At 45.0% G+C, this 21,134-nt stretch carries 20 protein-coding genes; all 20 read left to right on the top strand.

Translation table 11 applies throughout. The features are described from left to right. Positions 1–12: 12 nt before the first annotated feature. Positions 13–711, top strand: a complete 699-nt coding sequence (locus Q8R38_01180; protein MDP3790643.1) for an isoprenyl transferase — start codon at positions 13–15, stop codon at positions 709–711. After that, complete coding sequence (locus Q8R38_01185; GenBank protein MDP3790644.1) at positions 701–1,522, top strand: phosphatidate cytidylyltransferase; 822 nt, start codon at positions 701–703, stop codon at positions 1,520–1,522. Before Q8R38_01180 ends, Q8R38_01185 begins: the two co-directional genes overlap by 11 nt. Then, positions 1,523–2,674 (top strand): 1-deoxy-D-xylulose-5-phosphate reductoisomerase, encoded by a 1,152-nt coding sequence (gene dxr / locus Q8R38_01190; protein MDP3790645.1) that lies wholly within the window; start codon positions 1,523–1,525, stop codon positions 2,672–2,674. It abuts the gene before it with no gap. Next, positions 2,665–3,744, top strand: coding sequence for an RIP metalloprotease RseP (rseP, locus tag Q8R38_01195; GenBank protein MDP3790646.1), 1,080 nt, complete (start codon positions 2,665–2,667; stop codon positions 3,742–3,744). Before dxr ends, rseP begins: the two co-directional genes overlap by 10 nt. Further along, complete coding sequence (gene ispG / locus Q8R38_01200; GenBank protein ID MDP3790647.1) at positions 3,744–4,766, top strand: flavodoxin-dependent (E)-4-hydroxy-3-methylbut-2-enyl-diphosphate synthase; 1,023 nt, start codon at positions 3,744–3,746, stop codon at positions 4,764–4,766. Before rseP ends, ispG begins: the two co-directional genes overlap by 1 nt. A gap of 28 nt (positions 4,767–4,794) precedes the next feature. Beyond that, positions 4,795–6,507, top strand: coding sequence for a proline--tRNA ligase (locus Q8R38_01205; GenBank protein ID MDP3790648.1), 1,713 nt, complete (start codon positions 4,795–4,797; stop codon positions 6,505–6,507). A 352-nt stretch (positions 6,508–6,859) separates the two neighbouring features. After that, positions 6,860–7,414: an elongation factor P gene (gene efp, locus Q8R38_01210; GenBank protein ID MDP3790649.1), complete on the top strand. Its 555-nt coding sequence runs from the start codon at positions 6,860–6,862 to the stop codon at positions 7,412–7,414. A 115-nt stretch (positions 7,415–7,529) separates the two neighbouring features. Beyond that, positions 7,530–7,982, top strand: a complete 453-nt coding sequence (gene rimP, locus Q8R38_01215; GenBank protein MDP3790650.1) for a ribosome maturation factor RimP — start codon at positions 7,530–7,532, stop codon at positions 7,980–7,982. A gap of 16 nt (positions 7,983–7,998) precedes the next feature. Then, positions 7,999–9,207, top strand: coding sequence for a transcription termination factor NusA (gene nusA, locus Q8R38_01220; GenBank protein ID MDP3790651.1), 1,209 nt, complete (start codon positions 7,999–8,001; stop codon positions 9,205–9,207). Continuing rightward, positions 9,204–11,399 carry a translation initiation factor IF-2 gene (infB, locus tag Q8R38_01225; GenBank protein MDP3790652.1) on the top strand — a complete coding sequence of 732 codons (2,196 nt, stop codon included), beginning with the start codon at positions 9,204–9,206 and terminating at the stop codon, positions 11,397–11,399. The genes nusA and infB overlap by 4 nt, the downstream gene beginning before the upstream one ends. 3 nt (positions 11,400–11,402) lie before the next feature. Further along, positions 11,403–12,392: a tryptophan--tRNA ligase gene (gene trpS / locus Q8R38_01230; protein MDP3790653.1), complete on the top strand. Its 990-nt coding sequence runs from the start codon at positions 11,403–11,405 to the stop codon at positions 12,390–12,392. Further along, a complete protein-coding gene (locus Q8R38_01235; GenBank protein MDP3790654.1) occupies positions 12,393–13,187 on the top strand; it encodes a segregation/condensation protein A in 795 nt (264 codons plus the stop codon). Beyond that, on the top strand, positions 13,180–13,866 hold the full coding sequence (gene scpB / locus Q8R38_01240; protein ID MDP3790655.1) for an SMC-Scp complex subunit ScpB: 687 nt from the start codon (positions 13,180–13,182) through the stop codon (positions 13,864–13,866). The genes Q8R38_01235 and scpB overlap by 8 nt, the downstream gene beginning before the upstream one ends. Beyond that, positions 13,835–14,905 carry a prephenate dehydratase gene (gene pheA, locus Q8R38_01245; protein MDP3790656.1) on the top strand — a complete coding sequence of 357 codons (1,071 nt, stop codon included), beginning with the start codon at positions 13,835–13,837 and terminating at the stop codon, positions 14,903–14,905. Before scpB ends, pheA begins: the two co-directional genes overlap by 32 nt. A gap of 43 nt (positions 14,906–14,948) precedes the next feature. Beyond that, positions 14,949–16,055: a histidinol-phosphate transaminase gene (gene hisC / locus Q8R38_01250; protein ID MDP3790657.1), complete on the top strand. Its 1,107-nt coding sequence runs from the start codon at positions 14,949–14,951 to the stop codon at positions 16,053–16,055. 13 nt (positions 16,056–16,068) lie between these two features. Further along, a complete protein-coding gene (gene aroF, locus Q8R38_01255) occupies positions 16,069–17,085 on the top strand; it encodes a 3-deoxy-7-phosphoheptulonate synthase (protein ID MDP3790658.1) in 1,017 nt (338 codons plus the stop codon). A 3-nt stretch (positions 17,086–17,088) separates the two neighbouring features. Then, the gene (locus tag Q8R38_01260; protein MDP3790659.1) at positions 17,089–17,952 is read left to right on the top strand and encodes a prephenate dehydrogenase/arogenate dehydrogenase family protein; all 864 of its coding nucleotides are present in this window, start codon (positions 17,089–17,091) and stop codon (positions 17,950–17,952) included. Then, positions 17,933–18,604 carry a (d)CMP kinase gene (gene cmk, locus Q8R38_01265; GenBank protein ID MDP3790660.1) on the top strand — a complete coding sequence of 224 codons (672 nt, stop codon included), beginning with the start codon at positions 17,933–17,935 and terminating at the stop codon, positions 18,602–18,604. Before Q8R38_01260 ends, cmk begins: the two co-directional genes overlap by 20 nt. A gap of 14 nt (positions 18,605–18,618) precedes the next feature. Further along, a complete protein-coding gene (locus Q8R38_01270) occupies positions 18,619–19,497 on the top strand; it encodes a 4-hydroxy-3-methylbut-2-enyl diphosphate reductase (protein ID MDP3790661.1) in 879 nt (292 codons plus the stop codon). Further along, complete coding sequence (locus Q8R38_01275; GenBank protein MDP3790662.1) at positions 19,494–21,098, top strand: 30S ribosomal protein S1; 1,605 nt, start codon at positions 19,494–19,496, stop codon at positions 21,096–21,098. Before Q8R38_01270 ends, Q8R38_01275 begins: the two co-directional genes overlap by 4 nt. The last annotated feature ends 36 nt before the right edge of the window (positions 21,099–21,134 follow it).

A 21,134-nucleotide genomic window follows, 5' to 3' on the forward strand; every position in this document is an offset into this window, starting at 1 on the left:
ATTTCGATCAAAATGTCTAATACACCAGAACACGTCGCGATCATAATGGACGGTAACGGCAGGTGGGCGAGGAAAAGAGGCCTGCCTAAAATAGCCGGGCACCGCGCCGGCGCAAAGTCGGTTAGGGAAGTTATCAAGGCCGCTAAAGAGTCCGGTGTAAAGATCCTTACCTTATATACATTCTCCACAGAAAACTGGAAGAGGCCTAAACATGAAGTGGCCGCGCTCTTCAAATTACTCGAAGATTATCTATGCAAAGAGATTGAATCCTTTCATAAAAATGATATAAAACTATCGGTTATAGGCAGGATGGAAGAGCTGCCTGAGAACACGCAAAGAAAGTTGGCGGATGTTATTAATAAGACAAAAGATAATAAATCCCTGATATTAAATCTGGCGCTGAACTATGGGAGCAGGACTGAAATATTGGATGCCGTGCGCAAGATAGCGGATGACTGCGTCTTGGGAAGGCTCAAGGCGGACCAGGTGGACGAAAAAACCTTTAGCAGATATCTTTATACAAAGGATCTTCCGGACCCCGACCTTTTAATAAGAACCTCCGGGGAGATGAGGGTATCAAATTTTCTTTTATGGCAGATATCGTACGCGGAATTATATGTGACAAGTAAGCTTTGGCCTGATTTCAGATCGTCCGATTTTAAGAAGGCGGTAAAAGAGTATCAGGACAGGGAGAGAAGATATGGCGGATAATAGTTCCCTGGGCAAAAGAGTTGTAAGTTCCGTAATAATACTTACTCTGGTGGGGCTCGTTATATTTTGTTTTCCGAATTGGGTCTTCGCGCTGCTTGCCTGCGCGATGATAGGCCTTGGGTTATGGGAATTTTTCAGCCTCGCGGAGAAGAAGGGTATATTCGTCTATAAATATTTTGGCATACTTATAGGTATGCTCGTTCCGGTAATAATATATTTTCAAATGGGTATGGAAGGCTATGTCACGACCGAGCCATTTATTATAGTGATAGCGTGTCTATTCACATTCGTTCTTTTATTTACAAGAAGGGAAAACTCACAGGCTCTTGCCAGCGTAGCGGTGACGATGTTCGGCCTTTTATACATAGCATGGTTCTTTTCATTTTTTATAAAACTGAAGTTTCTGCCGCAAGGGTCATTATTGGTGGTCTTTTTGATAGTTGTAACCAAGATGGGTGATGTAGGAGCGTATTTTATAGGAAAATCTTTCGGTAAACACAGTCTTATACCGCGCATCAGCCCCAATAAAACCGTTGAGGGGACAATAGGAGGCCTGCTTTTCAGCGTAGGCAGCGCCCTTGCGGGCAAACTATATCTTCCCAATTTTTCATTTGCGCATCTTTTGACCTTAGGGTTTCTATTGGGGATACTGGCGCAGATGGGAGACCTTGCCGAGTCGCTTATAAAAAGAGATTGTTCGGTCAAGGACGCCAGTGGCAGCATACCAGGATTCGGAGGCATGCTCGATATTATAGATAGTCTTATCTTCACCGTCCCCATATTTTATTTTTACGTAAAGGTGCTGGTTTAAATGCCAAGAAGAATTGCCATCCTCGGCTCGACGGGCTCAATAGGAGTTAATGCGTTAAAGGTAGCGTCTTCCCTCGGTAAAGAGGTAGAAATTATCGCCCTTTCCGCCGATTCCAATATAAAGGTGTTAGCCCGGCAGGTTAATATTTTTAATCCCAAGGTAATATGCGTAAGGGATGGATCTTATGCGCAAAAAATAAAAAAAATAATCCCTTCGTGTGTAAAAGTGCTCTGCGGCAATGACGGCCTCGAAGAAATAGCTTCAAGAGCAGATATCGATACGGTTCTATTCGCTATAAGCGGCTTATCATGCACTAAACCCTTGATAAAGGCCATAGAAAGCAAAAAAAAGATAGCCCTTGCCAATAAAGAAGCGCTGGTAAGCGCGGGCTCTATCATAATGCGCCTTGCAAAAGAGAATGGCGTTAATATCATACCGATAGATAGCGAACATAGCGCGATATTTCAGTGCCTGGAAGGCAAAAGAGAGTATCTGAAGAAGCTCTATCTTACAGCCACCGGAGGGCCGCTTCGCGATATTCCAAAAAGCAGGTTTGATAGGTTATCCCCCAATTTTATTCTAAATCACCCTAAGTGGAAGATGGGTAAAAAAATATCAGTAGATTCAGCGACTATGATGAATAAAGGACTGGAGATTATTGAGGCTAAATGGCTTTTTGACGTGGACGCAGGCGATATTGAGGTCGTAGTGCATCCCGAAGCTATAATACATTCGATGATAAGTCTTATAGACGGCACTTTTTTCGCTCAATTGAGCGTTCCGGACATGCGCCTTCCGATTCAGTATGCGATAACATATCCGGTCCGCTTTGATACAAAATTGAGAAGTTTGAATTTTTCGCAGATAAGGAGTCTTTCGCTGGAAAGACCCGATACGAAGAAATTTCCGTGTCTTAACCTTGCGCAAAGAGCGCTTGAGATGGCAGGAGTGTATCCGGCGCTTCTCAATGCCGCCAATGAGGAGGCTGTGAAAAAATATTTGGAATGTAAAATTAAATTTAGCCGCATACCTTATATAATAGAGAAGGTGCTGGCCGGATACACCGGCTCAAAGATAAAGGAATTATCGTTGAATGAAATAATCGGTGCGGAATGTTGGGCAAGAGAGGAGGCCTTAAGACTTTGTCATTAATCTATTTTTTGATCGTATTAAGCATCCTGGTTTTGATACATGAATTCGGCCATTTTATCGTGGCAAAAAAATTGGGTGTGCGTGTAGAAAAATTTTCTTTTGGTTTTGGCCCGAAGCTTTTTTCCATCAAAAAGGGCGAAACAGAGTATCTGATATCCGCGATTCCTTTGGGTGGATATGTGAAGATGGCCGGAGACGAGCCTGGCGAGGCATTAAAGGGCGAAAGATGCGAATTTTTATCGAGATCGATACTGGATCGCTTCAATATAATATTCGCGGGCCCACTTTTAAACTATATCCTGGCATTCGTAATATTCTCTGTTATATTTATGTTCGGAAGCCCTACTCTTACCACAGAGGTAGGGTCTCTCATGAACGACTATCCCGCGGCCAAGAGCGGTATATCTATAGGGGATAGAGTAATGCAGATAGACGGTAAAAGTGTCAAATACTGGGAAGATATGACGGCTATTATACATAAGCATCTGGATGGCCCCATAAAGTTGAAGATCCAGAGAAAGGATGCAATTGTAGATTTTGAGATACAGCCCGTCATCCGTGACATGAAAGATATCTTCGGCAAGACAAATAGAATTGCCCTTCTTGGCATAGCGCCGTCACAGAAGATAGAAAATGTTAAGTATGGATTTTTCGACGCGTTTGGAATGGGTTTTAAGAAGCTCGTGGACCTCACTGTTATAACCTACAGGGCGTTGTGGTCAATAATATGCGGCAAGATGTCGCTTAAAGAGTCTATGACGGGTCCTATAGGTATATTTATAATAACGGGTAAGGCGGCGCAGATGGGCCTGATATATCTTGTGCATCTTATGGGGCTATTGAGCGCGTCTCTTGCGATATTTAATTTGTTGCCTCTGCCTGTGCTTGACGGGGGGCATATATTGTTTCTCGCGATAGAGAAGTTGAGGGGGAAGCCTCTTTCTATGAAGACCCAGGAAGTTATCGCAAATGTCGGGGTGGCCTTTCTGATATTATTAACGGTATTTATATTTTACAATGACATAATAAAGTTCGGTGTGTTTAAAAATATGGCTAAATTTTTCAAATGATAACCAGACGCAAAACAAGACAGGTTAAAGTCGGGAATGTAAAGATAGGAGGCAACGCGTCCGTATCGATACAGTCGATGGCGAAGTTTGACACATCTAACGTGGCAAGAGTTGTATCTCAGATTGAGGGCCTTGAAAAATGCGGATGTGAGATCATAAGAGTCGCGGTCAAGACAACCGAAGACGCGAAGGCGATCAAAGAGATAAAGAAGAAAATAGGCATACCGCTCGTTGCGGATATCCATTTTGATTATAGACTGGCGCTCGAGTCCATAAAAAGCGGCGCGGATAAGATACGCCTTAATCCCGGGAATATGAAGAATCGCGACGAGATTGCGCAGGTAGTGCGGGCCGCGAAGAAGGCAAGGATACCGATAAGGATTGGCGTCAATTCAGGATCGACATCGTGCGACTTCGTTGATTCGGCGTTAAAATACGTCAAATTATTTGAGGATTTGGATTTTCATGATATAATCATCTCTCTTAAAGGATCGGATGTTTCACAGACCGTAGAAGCTTATAGGAGAATATCGAAGCGGTGTGATTACCCACTGCATCTGGGTGTTACGGCTTCCGGTCCATACGATTGCGGTATAATAAAGTCATCGATAGGGATAGGTACGCTGCTTTTAGACGGCATAGGGGATACTATAAGAGTATCATTGACGGCCGAGCCCAAAACCGAAGTGGTGGCGGCAAAGAGAATTTTAAGCTCTTTAGGCTTGAGGAAATTCGGTCCGGAAATTATTTCGTGCCCTACATGCGGCCGCTGTCAGGTGGATCTTGTGAGCATAGTCCAGGAGTTAGAGGATGAGTTTGCGGCCTATGGCTCAAAGTCCAAAACAAAGAAGCCCGTAACAATAGCGGTGATGGGTTGCGAAGTGAATGGGCCCGGCGAAGCCAGTCAGGCCGATATAGGGATAGCATTCGGCAAGGGAAGCGGGATGCTGTTTAAAAAGGGAAAAATTATAAGAAAGGTTTCTGTAGGGAATGCTATTAAAGAGCTGTTGAAGCTCTTGTAGCTTAAAGCCTACGGCTTAAAGCTGAATTATGCGTTGGACACAAAGTTTAATACCTACACTTAAAGAAGATCCTCAGGACGCCGAAGTTATAAGTCACAAGCTTATGATCAGGGCGGGCCTCGTAAGAAAGCTGTTTTCCGGAGCGTATTCATATCTTCCTCTGGGGCTTAAGGTTTTGCAGAAAGTAAGCAATATAATACGCGAAGAGATGAACTTTAAGGGTTCCCAGGAGGTATTGTTGCCCGCTATGCAGCCGCCGGAACTATGGAAGAAGACCGGCCGTTATGATCTTTTGGGCGAAGTCTTGATAAAGTTTAGAGATAGGCATAATAAGGAATTAGTGCTCGGGCCTACCCACGAAGAGATAATAACTGATTTAGTCGCCAATAATGTAAAATCCTATAAAGATCTTCCTTTAATATTATATCAGATACAGACGAAATTCAGAGATGAGCCAAGGCCGCGTTTTGGTGTTATGAGGACATCAGAATTCATAATGAAGGATGCGTACAGTTTTGACCGCGATATAGAAGGCATGGAAGCGAGTTACAGGAAGATGTACGATGCATACTGCAGAATATTCGAAAGGTGCGGCTTGCCTTATATTCCCGTTGAGGCCGATCCGGGTATGATGGGCGGATCTGTGTCGCATGAATTTATGGTGCCGTCAGAAGCCGGTGAAGACAATATAGTCATATGCCAGAAGTGTAAGTACGCCGCCAGCACGCATATCGCCGCTTGTAAAACCACGCCTGAAGGCAAATCCTCGAAATCCGAGAAAAAATTACCGATAGCGGAAGTAGAAACTCCCGGTGTAAGTACCATAGAAAAAGTTTCCGAATTTTTGAAGGTTGATCCGGTGAAGCTGGTTAAGACGCTATTATATAAATCCGACGATAATGTCGTCGCGCTATTGGTCAGGGGCGACTTTGACGCAAATGAGACAAAGTTAAAAAATTATCTTAAATGCGGCGTACTCGGACTGGTGGATGAAAAAACGATACAGGAAGTGACTGGCGCTCCGGTAGGCTTTTCAGGCCCGGTAGGATTGAAGAACGTGCGGATAGTCGCGGACAATAGTGTAAAGGATATGGTAAATCTTGTCACCGGAGCCAATAAAAAAGACGCACATCTTATAAATGTGAACATGGGCAGAGATTTCGAAGTAAAAGAATTTTCCGACCTTAGAACGATAACTAAAGATGATAAGTGTCCTGTATGCGGCAAGCCTGTAGATGTCAAACGGGCCATAGAAGTAGGACATACTTTTAAGCTTGGGACAAAATACTCCGAAACCCTTAATGCAAAGATCCTTGATGCCCAAGGGAAGGCAGATACGATAATAATGGGCTGTTACGGAATAGGCGTTACAAGGATAATACCCACACTGATTGAGACCAGTAATGATAAAGACGGTATCATATGGCCGCTTTCCATAGCGCCTTATCAGATATTGATAGTCGCGTTAAACATGGCCAGTAAGAAAGTGAAAGAAGTGTCAGATGCTGCTTATGCAGAGCTTGTTAAATCAGGATATGACGTCCTGTACGATGACCGCGATATTTCAGCCGGGATAAAATTTAAAGACGCGGACCTTGTAGGGATACCGATACAGATCGTTATAGGCGAAAAGAACGCCAAAAAAGATATCGTTGAAATAAAGATGAGGCGTGACAAGAAAGTAATAGAGGTCAAGTCCGCGGAGTTGATAGCAAACCTTAAGAGCCTTATTCCCGCATAACTATTTTTGAAAATCAACACCATTTATAAAACAGAATAAAATATCTTCTAACCCGAATGGTTGCCCCTTATGTTAACTAATAAAAAAGTCAATTATTAGCCATTGTATTGTGTGAAATAGCGGGTAAGCTTATTAATGAGAAGGAAAAACGATTTAGAATCGCCCCCTACTTATTTACTTAGTAAATAAAGTTTATCTGTTTTAGACGCTAGAGAGTCCGCGAGGGGATGCTTGGCCTTAGGGTGGCGCAACAAATACCACCCTAAAGTTCCCGCGGGACGCCTTCCTACAGTGTGTAATCTGCAAAAAATCCCTTGCTTTTTTAATATGGTGTGGTACAATTGTGCCCACTATGAAGGCATCAGAATTAAAAAAAGGAATGATGATAGAGGAAGACGGGCAGCTCTATGTCGTTACAGACGTAGACCATAAGACGCCCGGTAATTTACGCGCTATCTATCAGTTGACGCTCAAGCACCTGCTGGATGGCAGGGTAACAAATAAACGTTTCAATCCAAGCGATAGTGTTACAAAGGTTGACCTTGAGGCGAAGAAGGCCCAATATCTCTTCCATGACCACGCAGGTTTTCATTTTATGGACATGGAGACGTACGACACGATAGTCCTTGGCGATGATATATTGTCCGATATTAAGGTTTACCTTAAGGAGAATGCCGAGATAGCCCTGCTTTATCATGACCACAAGCCTGTTACGGCCGATCTTCCGGTAAGCATGGATTTTAAGGTAATCGAGTCCGCTCCCGGGGCTCGCGGCGATACATCGGGCAAGGTCACAAAACCCGCGAAGATTGAGACGGGCCTGGTGGTGAATGTGCCTCTTTTTATAGAAGAAGGCGAGATAATCAAGGTAGATACCAGGACTGGCCAATACCTGGGTAGGGCATAAAAGCGCTTGACACCAAAGGAGTTATATAGTATACTGATATCCGAATAAATTTATCCTTAAAAGGAGGAAAGTAGGTGGGTTTAAGCTGTACGTAAACCCATTTTTTTTTGCTAAAATGGAAATAACGGATAGAGTAAGACAAGTAGCCGAGCATCATCTGGACGGACGCGACATAGAGGTGGTAGATGTCATATATAGACGCGAACAGCCCGGTATGGTATTAAGGATACTTATAGATAAGCCGGAAGGCGTGACGATAGCCGAGTGTGAGGAGTTGAACAATTTTCTGAGCATAGAACTGGATAATCAAGACGTGATACAGGAGCGGTATGTATTAGAAATCTCCTCTCCGGGACTCGACAGGCCCATAAAAACCGACAGGGACTTCGAACGTTCTATGGGCAAGCTTTTGGAGATAACGACCTACGAGAGGATAGACGACAAAAAGGCCCATGAAGGCACATTAATGGGTATGGATAAAGAAAATATTGTGGTAGAATCCGATGGGATTAGCACAGTAATACCGAGAAATAAAATTGCTTTGGCCAGGCTAAAGATAGAGATTTAGATAGGAAGGTGTAATCATGAACGAAGAGTTGCTGACAATTTTGGATCATATGGAGCGCGAAAAGGGCATAGACAAAGAATTGCTATTCAAGGCGATAGAGTCTGCTCTTGCAAGCGCTGCCAAGAAGATCATTGGCAATAAAGAGGCCGCTGTCGAAGCTGTTATAGACCGCACAACAGGCGAGATAAATATAATGAGCGAGGGCAAAGTAATTAAAAGCGCTGAATTTGGCAGAATAGCCGCCCAGACGGCAAAGCAGGTCATAATACAGAAGATACGCGAGGCGGAGCGCGACATAGTATTGGAGGATTACACAAAACGCATCGGTACCATAGTAAACGGCTCTGTGCATAGATTCGAAAAGGGCGATATAATAATTGACCTTGGTAAGACTGAAGCTGTGCTTCCAAGATCCCAGCAGTCACAAGGCGAACGATATAAACAGGGCGACAGGGTGCGCGCTTATATTCTGGAGGTCAACAAAACGGCTCACGGGCCTCAGGTAATATTAACCCGCTCCGATGTCGCATTCGTAAAGAAATTATTCGAAATCGAAGTGCCGGAGATAATGGATGGGATAGTAGAGATAAGGTCCATGGCAAGAGAGCCGGGTGAGAGGACCAAAATAGCGGTATGGTCGAAGGACGAGAAGGTGGACGCTGTTGGGGCGTGTGTCGGCATGAGAGGTTCGCGCGTAAAAGATATAGTGAATGAATTAAGAGGCGAACGCGTCGATATAGTAAGATGGAGTGACGATATAAAAGAGTATGTCAAGGCAAGTTTAAATCCCGCTGAACCGCTTGAGATAACTGTCGATAAGGCCAATAAGAGAATAGGCGTTGTAGTAGCCGACGATCAGCTTTCTATAGGCATCGGAAAGCACGGCCAGAATGTCAGGCTTGCGTCAAGGCTTATAGGATGGGAGATAGATATAAGGGGTAAAGAAGAGAAAGCTAAGAAGGCGGCAGAGGCTGTGATGGGCCCGGCAAAGGCCCAGGAAGAGCCTGTGGCCCCCACAGAGCCGGCACCGGCGGTTGAAACTACCACGGAGTTTAATATTACCAGTATTGAAGGAGTCGGGCCTAAGATAGCCAAAATATTAAAAGATGCGGGATTTGATACGCTGGAAAAGATAAAGAACCTTACAGTAGAAGACCTGACAAAGTTACAAGGTATAGGTGAAAAGACTGCCCAGAAGATAGTCAAGTCTGCGAAGGGAATATGATAAAAAAATCTAAAGACAAAGAGAAGCCTGTCGTAAAACCTGCCCGCCGTAGCCCTGGCGAAGGCGGGAAAATTGCCACAAAGGTTGCGGCAGTAAAGCCTAAGACGGCCAAGAAGCCCGCGGCTGTAAAACCCAAGGCTGTAAAAAAAGAGATAAAGCCTGTAAAGGTGGCAGTGAAGAAGGAAAAAGAAGTTAAGGTTGAGGCGCCAAAGAAAGTAGAGCCCGTTGTAAAGAAAGAAGCCGCAGTAAAGGTTGTAATACCCAAGGCTCCGGAAATCCCCAAAAAGATAGAGGCCCCAGTGAAGGCCGATGCTGCCCCAAAGGTAGAAGTTCCTAAAAAAGCGGATCTCGCTAAAAAGATAGAAGAGCTAAAAAAAGTCGAAGAGATAAAAGTCGTTGTCGAGGAGCCTAAGGTTAGAATACTTGAGTTGGAGCTTCCTATAGCGCTGAAGGATCTTGCCTCGCAGATCGGAGTTAAATCAAACGAACTTATAATGAAATTAATGGCAAAAAACGTGTTTGCCACTATAAATCAGAATCTTGGCGAAGATATGGTTATAGATTTATTGAAAGATTATGGCATCGAATTCAGAAAACCGGCCCGGCTTGAAGGGGAGATGGTAAAAGAACACAGGGAGATGGAAGAGAAGCAGGACATGAAGAATGTTGTAACGCGTCCTCCTGTAGTAACATTTATGGGCCACGTCGATCATGGCAAGACGAGCCTTCTCGATTTTATACGTAAAACCCGCGTCGCTGACAAAGAAAAAGGCGGTATAACGCAGCATATAGGCGCATATGAGATAAAATTGCCGAATGGCTCAGTGACTTTCCTTGATACGCCGGGTCATGAAGCATTTACCGCTATGAGGGCACGCGGCGCCAGCGCAACAGATGTTGTAGTATTGGTGGTAGCGGCGGATGACGGCGTAATGCCGCAGACAAAGGAAGCTATAGATCATGCCAGGGTGGCCGGAGTGCCTATAGTCGTCGCGATGAATAAATGCGACCTGCCGACAGCAAATATCGAAAAAGTCAAAGGCCAATTGTCACAGATAGGACTGGCACCGGAAGATTGGGGCGGTAAGACTATTACGATGCCTGTATCAGCAAAAACAGGCGAAGGCGTTGATAAATTATTGGAACTATTATTGCTTGAGGCGGAGTTGCTCGAATTAAAGGCCAATCCCAGTCTCAAGGCAAGAGGTGTTGTAATAGAAGGCAAGCTCTCCAGCGGCCAGGGCCCGGTCGCGACTATACTCGTGAAGAACGGGACGCTGCATCTCGGAGATATGGTATTAAGCGGCAGCCATTATGGCCGCGTGAAGGCTATGTTAAATCATAAAGGCGAGAGGATAGAATCCGCGCCCCCTTCGAAGCCCGTAAGCATATTGGGCCTGTCGGGCGTTCCTATGGCAGGCGAGGAGTTCTTTGTAGTAAAAGACGAAAAGAAGGCCAGGACGCTGTCGCTATTAAAGCAGGACGAGGTTCGCGCGCACAAGCTGAGATCTTCCAAGCGTGTGACGCTGGAAGATTTCTACAAGAAGATGAAAGAAGGCGTTACTAAAGAGCTCGCGATACTTTTAAAAGGCGACGTCCAGGGTTCTATAGAAGCGATACAAAAATCGCTATTAGAACTTAATACCAAGGATGTGAAGATAACAATAGTGCACTCCGATGTCGGTAATATAAATGAGTCTGACGTAATGCTTGCGGTCGTATCTAACGCGGTCGTCATGGGATTCAATGTCAAGGTGGACGAGCGTGCCGTAGAACTTGCCGCTAAAGAAGAGATAGAGATAAAGATATACGGGATAATATACGAAGCTATACAGGATGTAATTGCCGCCATGGAGGGTTTATTAGAGCCTATCTCTAAAGAGATACTTGTTGGCAGGGCTTTGGTAAAGCAGGTATTCAGGGTTTCTAAAGCTGGCACCATCGCGGGTTGTCAAGTTATGCGCGGTAAGATGGCGAGACATGGCCTGGCGAAGCTGATAAGAGCCAAACAGGTCGTTTATGAGGGCAAGATAGGCGGATTGAAGCGCTTCAAAGACGACGTTAAAGAGGTTAACGAAGGTGTAGAGTGCGGAATAGGATTAGACAGGCACGACGATATAAGAGAGGGCGACCTGATAGAGTTGTATTCAATAGAAAAAGTCGCTCGCAGACTTGATTCAAGAAAGCCATAAACTGTGACTAACAGAAAACGCATTTTAAGCGGTATGAGGCCAACAGGCAGGCTCCACCTGGGCCATCTCGTCGGGGCTTTAAGCAATTGGGTTGAGCTTCAGAGTTTATATCAGTGTTTTTATATGATCGCTGATTGGCACGCGCTGATGAGCGAGTACGAAAACCCGAAAGAGATGGAGAAGGATTCCTATGAAATCGCCAAAGATTTTATAGCCGCGGGACTTGATCCTAACAGGTGTACGATATTTATACAGTCCCAGGTTCCTCAACATCTGGAGCTTGCGGCGATATTTTCCAATATTACGCCTTTGGCATGGCTGGAGAGGTGTCCGACATATAAAGAGCAGCTGCGTGAATTGAGGGGAAGAGAGCTTACCACATACGGCTTCCTGGGTTATCCGGTTTTGCAGGCCGCGGATATAGCTCTTTATAAAGCCAACGCTGTTCCCGTCGGGGTAGATCAATTGCCTCACCTTGAATTGACGCGCGAGATAGTGCGCCGATTCAACGCTCTTTATAAAAAGAATGTATTCCCGGAACCAGAGCCGATATTAACGAAGGCGTCGAAGTTGTTGGGCCTGGATAACAGGAAGATGTCCAAAAGTTATGGAAATTTTATAGCACTTTCGGATACGCCCGAGGTTATAGAGAAGAAGGTTTCCCAGATGATTACGGACCCGTCGCGTATTCATGTCAAAGATAAAGGGCATCCGGATGTCTGCACGGTGTTCAGCTATTTTACCAACTTTGGCGAAGATTCTATACGTGAAGAGACGAAGCTTTTGTGTGAATCTGCCGGCATTGGATGTATAGCGTGCAAGAAAAATCTGTCCAAGATACTGATAAATTATCTTGCGCCGATAAGAGAGAAGAGGGAAAGCCTGTCGGACTCGAAGATAAAAGAGATCTTAAAAGAAGGCGCAAAGGAAGCCATGGATTTTGCGGCGCAGACTATGGACGAAGTCAAAAGTATTTTAAGCTTGGCCCGATAAATGACTTATAAAGTAAAATTAGAAGTTTTTGAGGGTCCGCTCGACCTTCTTTTGTATCTGATAAAGAAAGAAGAGCTGAATATATCCGATATTCCTATAGCAAAGGTAACGGAGCAGTATCTGGAATATCTTGAGTTTATGCAGCTTCTCGACCTTGATATAGCCGGCGAGTTTCTGGTGATGGCAGCAACTTTAATGCATATAAAATCAAAGATGCTGCTACCACCGGACCAGTTGGACCAGGAGGAGATAGAGGAAGATCCCAGGGCCGAACTCGTAAAGCGCCTTTTGGAGTACAAAAAGTTTAAAGAGGCCGCGTCCCAATTGGCGTCTATGGAGTCGCAGCAGAAGCATCTTTTTCCCAGGGTGGGTATAGCGGCGCCGGAAGAGGTCGCTATCCCTAAGGATATGCTCTTTGAGGCAAATCTATTCGACCTTATAACCGCGTTCACAAAAGTATTAAAAGATATTCCGAAAGACGTATTTCACGAGGTTATAAAGGACGAATTTACCGTAGCGCAGAAGATGCACGATATTCTGCATATGATAGTCGAGAAGCCATCGATATTTTTTTTGGAGTTGTTTAAGGCGGCAAAGAGCAAAAGGGAGATGATAACGATATTTTTAGCGCTCCTGGAATTGATAAAACAAAAGGTTGTGGTAGTTAAACAGGCGCAGGCCTTTGATGATATAGAAATATTTCGTTGTACTGAGGAAATCCGCCCTAGAGAAACATCAGCGGATTCCGCGACCGAAGGGAGCGAAATAAAACCGGTAGGTGAGGGTAATGGATAGGAAAGAAGCGAAAAAAATAATAGAAGCTATACTTTTTGTAAGCGACAAGCCGGTGTCGATATCGACACTGAAAGATGTATTAAAAGATATCGAACCGACGGAAGTAAGGACATGCATCGAAGAGTTAAATAACGAGTATAATTCTTATGACAGAAGTTTCAGTATAAAAGAGATAGCGGGCGGATTTCAGATGCTGACGGATCCTGTTTACAGCACCTGGATATCGTCGCTATACAAGAAGCCGGCGGACAGGATGACCGGCCCGGCGCTTGAAACACTCGCTATAATAGCATATAAGCAACCTCTTACCAGAAGCGATATAGAAGTAATAAGGGGTGTCAATGTAGATGGCGTACTGCACACTTTAGAGGAACGAAACTTGATAAGGACCAGGGGGCGGGTTGATGCGCCAGGCAGGCCCATTCTATATGGCACCACAAACGAATTTTTACAGCATTTCGGTCTGAAGTCGCTGGAAGACCTGCCCAAATTAAAGGAGTTTCAGGAAAGTGACCTGGATTTTGTCAAAGAACAACAGAAGACGCAGGCTATCGATACGCAAACCGGTGAGTTAAAGACTATAGACAAAAGCCCTGAACAGACTACGGGGCTCGAGCCGGCCGTGACGGCTGAAAAGGAGAATAAAGATGGAACTGAAGGGCTTGAGAAGAGCAATTGATTCCATTGATTCGAAGATTTTGAATCTTTTGAATGAGCGCGCTAAGGTTACGCTTAAGATAGGCAAGATAAAATCGAAGTCGAACCAGTCTATCTATGTGCCGAATAGGGAGTCGGAAGTTTACGCCAGGCTTGCGAACAATAATAAGGGCCCGCTTTCGAATGCCGCGTTACAGGCCATATACAGAGAAGTTATGTCCAGCGCGCTGAATTTGGAAAAGCCACTGACGATAGCGTATCTTGGCCCTGTATATACATTCACACATTTGGCAAGCATGAAGAAGTTCGGTTCAAGCGTGGACTACTCAAGCTGTAACACCATTACATCTGTGTTCGACGAGGTTGATAAGGGAAGGGCTGATTATGGAGTCGTTCCTATTGAAAATTCGGTAGAAGGCGCTGTAAATCATACTCTGGATATGTTCATAGATTCCGATCTTAAGATATGTTCGGAGATATACCTTGAGATATCGCACAGCCTTTTGTCCAAGGAATCCGACAGAAAAAAGATAAAGAAGATATATTCCAAAGATCAGGTATTCGGCCAGTGCAGGCTGTGGTTAGAAGAGCACCTGCCTAATGTGACTTTAGTCGACGTGTCGAGCACCGCGAGAGCCGCCGAGATCGCTTCAAAAGAAAAGAATGCCGCATGCATAGCCAGTGAGCTTGCCGCGGGCAAATACGGTCTCAAAGTATTGAACCGATCCATAGAAGATAACGCGCATAATGTTACGAGGTTCCTTGTCATAGGAAGGACCGAGGCGAGACAAACCAAGAAAGATAAGACGTCGATAATGTTCTCCCTTAAAGACAGAGTGGGAGCGCTGCACGACATCCTTATGCCTTTTAAGCACAATGGCATAAATCTTACCAAGATAGAGTCGAGGCCTTCTAAAGTGAATGCGTGGAAATATTATTTCTTCGTGGATATGGAAGGGCATCACGCGGATAAGAAAGTCGCCAAGGCCCTATCCATATTAAAGAAGAGCACCACATATTTAAAGATACTTGGTTCGTATCCCGCAGCCGACGTCATTTAATGAGAGACCGTTGTACCCACCGGGTGGGTAATGGGGGTTATTAATGAGCAAAATTGATAGATTATTTAGGAGCGAGATAGAGGATATACCGGTTTACATTCCCGGAAAGCCTATCGAAGAGGTCCAGAGAATGCTGGGCTTAAAACGCGTTATAAAGCTTGCTTCAAACGAGAATCCGCTCGGGCCTTCGCCTAAGGCGGTATCGGCAATAAAGAGGGCGCTTAAGGACGCTAATAGATATCCTGACGCCGCGAGCTGGTACCTTAAGGCTAAGATAGCCACGACGCACAAGACCGAGATAGACAGGATAATTTGCGGAAACGGTTCCGATGAAATTATTATTCTGGCGATGAAGGCTTTTGTGAATAAAGGCGATGAAGTCATAATAGCCAAACCTACATTTTTGATATATCAGGTAGCGGCGGGGATAGCCGGCGCTAATATAAAATACGTTCCTTTAACAAAGAACCTTAAATACGACCTTAAGGCTATGAAAAAAGCCGTTACCGACAAGACCAAGATAATCTTTATAGCCAATCCGGATAATCCGGCGGGAAGCTATGTAACAAAAAGAGAGCTCGATGAATTTTTTGACGGGCTGCCCAGCGATTGCCTTGTATATCTCGATGAAGCGTATTTTGAGCTGGCAAGCTATTTGGCAGAAGATTATCCCAATGGCATCGATTACCTTGATAGGCAGAATCTAATAGTGGCCAGATCATTCTCGAAGATATACGGCCTTGCTGGTTTGAGAGTAGGTTATGGAGTTACGAGCCCGCGCATAGTCCAATATCTGGATAAGTTCAGAGACCCGTTCAACGTTAACTGCCTTGCTCAGGCGGGAGCATGCGCCGCCATGGATGACAAAGAGTTTGTAAAAAAGACGCTGAAACTCGTAAAAGAAGAGAGGCAGTTCCTTTATAATTCTCTCGAAAAGATGGGCCTTGAATACGTAAAGACCGTGACAAATTTCATGATGATAAATGTTAAAAGAGATTCTAAGAAAGTGTTTGAAGATATGATATGCAAGGGTATCATAATACGCGATATGAAGCCGTGGGGTTATGATACATTCATACGTGTAAGCGTCGGTACGCGTCAGGAAAATAATATATTCATAGAGACACTCAAAAAGATACTGGCCAAATAGGAGATTTAAATAGATGATCATCGTAATGCAGCCGGGCGCGTCCAAAAAGGACGTAAGCCATCTTGTAGAGAAGATAAAGAAGCTGGGTTTAAAGCCGTGGGTTTCCGCGGGCGTTGAGAGGACTATAGTAGGCGTTATCGGCGAAGAGGATATTTTGAGAATACAGCCGCTTGAGGCATTCCGCGGCGTTGAGAAGGTAATGCCGATATTAAAGCCTTATAAGCTGGCATCCAAAGATTTTAAAAAAGAGGCTAGCGTAATAGATATAGGAAACGGGGTAAAGGTAGGCGGCAAGAAACTTGTTGTAATGGCCGGTCCATGTTCCGTTGAAAACGAGAAGCTCCTTATCGACATAGCGAAGAAAGTCAAAAAGGCGGGCGCGACAGTCTTAAGAGGCGGAGCTTTTAAGCCCAGGACCTCTCCATATGCTTTTCAGGGGTTAGGGTTGAAGGGTTTAAAGTTTTTAGCTAATGCCAGGAAAGAGACAGGGTTGCCTATAGTAACAGAAGTCATGGATACGCGCGATGTGGAAGTTATAGCCAAATATGCCGATGTGTTTCAGATAGGCGCGCGTAATATGCAGAACTTCAATTTATTAAAAGAGGTCGGCAAGGCCAGGAAGCCGGTGCTTTTAAAGCGAGGAATGTCCAATACGATAAAAGAATTACTGATGTCCGCCGAGTATGTTCTTTCGGAGGGTAACTTTAACGTCATACTCTGCGAAAGAGGCATAAGGACTTTTGAAGACTCCACAAGGTTTACCATGGATATAAACGCGGTACCTGTGGTAAAAAGCTTAAGTCATCTGCCGATAATAGTGGATCCGTCTCACGCTACGGGCAAATGGGGGCTTGTTGAGCCGTGCGCGAAGGCGGGAATAGCCGCCGGAGCGGACGGGTTGATCGTAGAAGTCCATACTAAGCCGGAGGAAGCTATGTCCGACGGTGAACAGTCGTTATTACCGGAAAATTTCGAGCATCTCATGAAGGAAGTGGCGAGGGTAGCGAAGTCGGTCGATAGAGAATTATAAAAAATGAAATTTAATAAGATTGCGATAATAGGCGTGGGATTGATAGGCGGGTCGATAGGCCTGGCGATCAAAAAAAGACGTATTGCCAAAGAAACTATCGGTGTATTCAGGCACGCGTCGACTTTGAAGAAAGCGCTTAAAGCGCGCTCTGTCGATAAAGCTACTATGTCTATTCGCGAAGGCGTGAAGGATGCGGATCTTATCATAGCCGCATCGCCGGTACATTCGATACCTGTTTTAGTAAAAGAAGCCGCAAGATATGCCAGGCCGGGCGCAATAATCACCGATGTCGGGAGCACGAAGAGCTGGATCGTAGGTAGCGTCGAAAAAATATTGGAAAACCATAGCGCCATATATTTTGTAGGATCGCATCCTATGGCGGGATCCGAGCATGCCGGTGTAGAATACGCAAGAGCGGATCTTTTGACGGGCGCTCCCTGTATAGTAACGAAGGACTTAAAAACAGATGGAGCTGCATTAAAAAAAGTAATAAATTTTTGGAAATCGCTGGGCGCTAAAGTTAAAGTTATGAGTCCGGCCGCACATGACAGAAGCGTTTCACTTATAAGCCATTTGCCGCATATTGTGGCGTTTGGCCTGGCAGGCGCTGTGCCGGGAAAAGAACTTCAATACGCGGCTGAAGGATTTAAAGACACAACACGCGTGGCGTCGAGCGACCCCGAATTGTGGGCCGATATATTTTTAACAAACAATATAGAAGTAGTTAAAGCAGGCAGGCTCTTTGAGAAATATTATAAAGATATATTAAATGCGGTATCGAGCGGCGATTATTCAAAGACGGTCAGTATATTAAAGAGAGCTAAAGACAAAAGAGATAAGTTTATCTATGGCAGGACCGGGCGCTAAGAATTTGATAATCGCTATCGACGGACCGGCTGGAAGCGGTAAGTCCACAGTTTCCAAGCTTGTCGCCAAGAAGCTCTGTCTTCTATATATAGATACAGGCGCGATGTACAGGGCTTTGACGCTAAAGGCTATGAATAAGCGCGTCAATCTGGAAGATGAGAAGGCGCTTACCGATTTAGCGAAGTCGACAAAGATAGAGTTAAAATACGCCGGCAGTCTTCACGTGATCCTGGACGGGGAAGATGTAAGCGGCCCCATAAGGACGCCGGAAGTGACAGCAAATGTAAAATATATAGCCAGGACTCCCGGTGTGCGGCATGAGATGGTGAAGTTGCAGCGCGCTCTTGGGGAAAACCAGGGCGGAGTGCTTGAAGGTAGAGACATCGGTACGGTAGTATTTCCCGACGCGGATTATAAATTTTATCTGGACGCGAGCCCGCAGGTAAGAGCCAAGAGGCGCCTCAAGGACCTGCTCGCGATAGGCAAGAAGAGCATAGTTGAGGATGTTAAGAAGGATATTATAGCCAGGGATGAATCCGATATGAATAGGGATGTAGGCGCCCTCAAAATCGCACCCGGAGCTATAGTGGTTGATACGACAAATTTATCAATAGACCAGGTCGTCGAGACCTTGATTAGCCATATAGTATAAGGGCAAAGATTCAAATGCCGGTAAAATTAGCTAAAAAGGTCGGTTTTTGTTTCGGCGTTAAACGCGCGATAGATATCGCCGAAGATGTTATAAAAAAAGAAGTAAGCGCGTATTCTTTAGGCTCGCTGATCCATAACAGGCAAGTGGTTGAAGCTCTCTCAGCTCGCGGCCTTAAAGTCATAGACGATATAGATAAGGTAAAGAGCGGCTGCATAGTAATATCATCACACGGCATAAGCCCGTATAAAGCGGAAGAGATAAAGAGACGTTCTTTGAAACTGGTTGATACTACATGTCCTTTCGTCAGGAATGCGCAGGATATAGCCAAGCGTTTGAGCCAGGCGGGCTACAGGGTAATAATAGTGGGCGATGCCAATCATCCCGAAGTCAAAGCGCTGGTAGATTTTGCCGGCAAAAACGTAAGCGTTATAAAAGATGTAAAAGGTATAAAGGCATTACGCTTAAAGCCAAAAGAAAAGATCGGGATATTGTCCCAGACGACACAGGCGATGAACAATTTTTTGCCGGTTGTCAGGTCGGTAATAGACGCTAAGCCCGGAGAGTTGCGGGTATTCAACACAATATGCAGGGATGCTGAAGACAGACAGCTGGCGGCGCAGGACCTGGCGCAAGATGTCGATCTTATGCTTATAGTCGGAGGCCGCAACAGCGCCAACACAAAAAGATTATTGGAGGTCTGCAAGAAGATATTAAAGAATTCCTACCTTATAGAGACCTGTAAGGATTTGAAGGATGCATGGTTTAAAAAGGCGAAGACGGTCGGAATAACAAGCGGCGCGTCGACGCCCGATTGGATAGTAAAAGATGTCGCAAGCGAAGTAGGAGCACAATTAAAAAATAAAAAGGAAAGGAAGGTTGCAAATAGTAAATGACAAAAGAGAAGAATGATGTAGATGTAGAAAATAATGAAATGAAGGATGTACCCAAGAGCGAATTTCAAAGGCTCTACGAGGAATCTATCACGACTTTCAACGATGGTGAGATAGTAAAAGGCAAGATAGTCAATATCACTTCAAAGGAAGTCATAGTAGATATCGGCTATAAGTCCGAAGGCGCGATCTCCATATCTGAATTTTCCGATTCGGATGCTTTGAAGATAGGCGATGAAGTTGAAGTGTATCTGGAATCAAAGGAAGACGAAAACGGCATGGTTGTGTTGTCGAAACAAAAAGCCGAGCGCGCGGTAGGCTGGGATATGGTTATCTCAAGATACGGCGAAGGCGATGTTGTCGACGGCAAGATATCGAAGAAGGTAAAAGGCGGCTTCATGGTCGATATCGGGGTTGAGGCGTTTCTACCCGCCAGCCAGGCTGCGCTTAAGTCTTTCGGTAACTTAAATCAGATGGTCGGCCAGGTATTTCCGTTCAAGATAATCAAGATAAACAAGCCGAGGAAGAATATCGTGGTATCGCGCAAAGACGCCATGCAGCAGCAGAATACCGAAGACAAGAAGAAGGTCTTCGAGACTCTGCAAAAAGGCTCTACCATAAGCGGTGTTGTGAGAAATATCACTGACTTTGGCGCGTTTGTAGAAATAAATGCCGGGATAATAGGGTTACTGCATATTACCGACATGAGCTGGGGCAGGGTCTCTCACCCGAGCGAAGTTCTTGCTATTGGCGATACTATAGAGGTAGTGGTCCTCGATTTCGACGCGAATACCATGAAGGTGTCGCTCGGATTAAAGCAGAAGACGGCCAATCCGTGGGAAACAGTCGATACTAAATATCCCGCCGGAAGCAAGGTAAAGGGGACAGTTGTAAACCTGATGCCTTACGGCGCGTTTATCGAGTTGGAAAAGGGCGTCGAGGGACTCCTGCACATATCGGAGTTATCCTGGACGAAGAAATACAACCACCCGAACGAACTGCTTGCTATAGGCGACAGGATTGAAGCATCGGTGATAGATACGGATAAGGCGAACCGCAAGATATCCCTTGGATTGAAGCAACTTGAATCAAATCCGTGGGTGGAAGTCGAAGCGAAATATCCGGTAGGAACGAAGGTAAAAGGAAAGATACGCAATCTCACCGACTATGGAGCATTCGTTGAACTTGAGGACGGCATAGACGGACTGATCCATGTCTCTGACATATCATGGACCAAGAGAATAGGCCATCCTAAGGATGTATTCAAGAAGGGCGAAAAGGTAGAGGCGGTTATCTTGGCTGTAGACGCTACCAATAGAAAGATATCGCTCGGATTGAAACAGCTTACACAGGATCCGTGGGATGAGATAGCGGGCAAGTACGCGCCGGACGCTCAGATGAATGGCAAGGTAACGAAGGTCGCAAACTTCGGCCTATTCGTCGAAATAGACAAGGATCTCGAGGGCTTGGCTCATATCTCCGAAATATCGCTGGCCGAAGGCGAGAAACTCGAAGAGAAATACAAAGTCGGCGACGAGATAAAGGTGAAAGTAGTGAAGGTTGACTCGATCCAGCACAAGATCGCGTTGAGCTTGAAAGTATAGATTTGACTAAAAATCAAATTATTCTTGACAAATAGA

The organism is Candidatus Omnitrophota bacterium (assembly GCA_030695905.1).
Lineage (GTDB): Bacteria > Omnitrophota > Gorgyraeia > 2-01-FULL-45-10 > 2-01-FULL-45-10 > CAZHPY01.

What these genes read in the sequence shown, in the direction of transcription:
- Q8R38_01180 (MDP3790643.1), top strand. Translation starts at nt 13, where the DNA reads ATGTCTAATACACCAGAACACGTCGCGATCATAATGGACGGTAACGGC.
- Q8R38_01185 (MDP3790644.1), top strand. Translation starts at nt 701, where the DNA reads ATGGCGGATAATAGTTCCCTGGGCAAAAGAGTTGTAAGTTCCGTAATA.
- dxr (MDP3790645.1), top strand. Translation starts at nt 1,523, where the DNA reads ATGCCAAGAAGAATTGCCATCCTCGGCTCGACGGGCTCAATAGGAGTT.
- Q8R38_01205 (MDP3790648.1), top strand. Translation starts at nt 4,795, where the DNA reads ATGCGTTGGACACAAAGTTTAATACCTACACTTAAAGAAGATCCTCAG.
- efp (MDP3790649.1), top strand. Translation starts at nt 6,860, where the DNA reads ATGAAGGCATCAGAATTAAAAAAAGGAATGATGATAGAGGAAGACGGG.
- rimP (MDP3790650.1), top strand. Translation starts at nt 7,530, where the DNA reads ATGGAAATAACGGATAGAGTAAGACAAGTAGCCGAGCATCATCTGGAC.
- nusA (MDP3790651.1), top strand. Translation starts at nt 7,999, where the DNA reads ATGAACGAAGAGTTGCTGACAATTTTGGATCATATGGAGCGCGAAAAG.
- infB (MDP3790652.1), top strand. Translation starts at nt 9,204, where the DNA reads ATGATAAAAAAATCTAAAGACAAAGAGAAGCCTGTCGTAAAACCTGCC.
- Q8R38_01235 (MDP3790654.1), top strand. Translation starts at nt 12,393, where the DNA reads ATGACTTATAAAGTAAAATTAGAAGTTTTTGAGGGTCCGCTCGACCTT.
- scpB (MDP3790655.1), top strand. Translation starts at nt 13,180, where the DNA reads ATGGATAGGAAAGAAGCGAAAAAAATAATAGAAGCTATACTTTTTGTA.
- pheA (MDP3790656.1), top strand. Translation starts at nt 13,835, where the DNA reads ATGGAACTGAAGGGCTTGAGAAGAGCAATTGATTCCATTGATTCGAAG.
- hisC (MDP3790657.1), top strand. Translation starts at nt 14,949, where the DNA reads ATGAGCAAAATTGATAGATTATTTAGGAGCGAGATAGAGGATATACCG.
- aroF (MDP3790658.1), top strand. Translation starts at nt 16,069, where the DNA reads ATGATCATCGTAATGCAGCCGGGCGCGTCCAAAAAGGACGTAAGCCAT.
- Q8R38_01260 (MDP3790659.1), top strand. Translation starts at nt 17,089, where the DNA reads ATGAAATTTAATAAGATTGCGATAATAGGCGTGGGATTGATAGGCGGG.
- cmk (MDP3790660.1), top strand. Translation starts at nt 17,933, where the DNA reads ATGGCAGGACCGGGCGCTAAGAATTTGATAATCGCTATCGACGGACCG.
- Q8R38_01270 (MDP3790661.1), top strand. Translation starts at nt 18,619, where the DNA reads ATGCCGGTAAAATTAGCTAAAAAGGTCGGTTTTTGTTTCGGCGTTAAA.
- Q8R38_01275 (MDP3790662.1), top strand. Translation starts at nt 19,494, where the DNA reads ATGACAAAAGAGAAGAATGATGTAGATGTAGAAAATAATGAAATGAAG.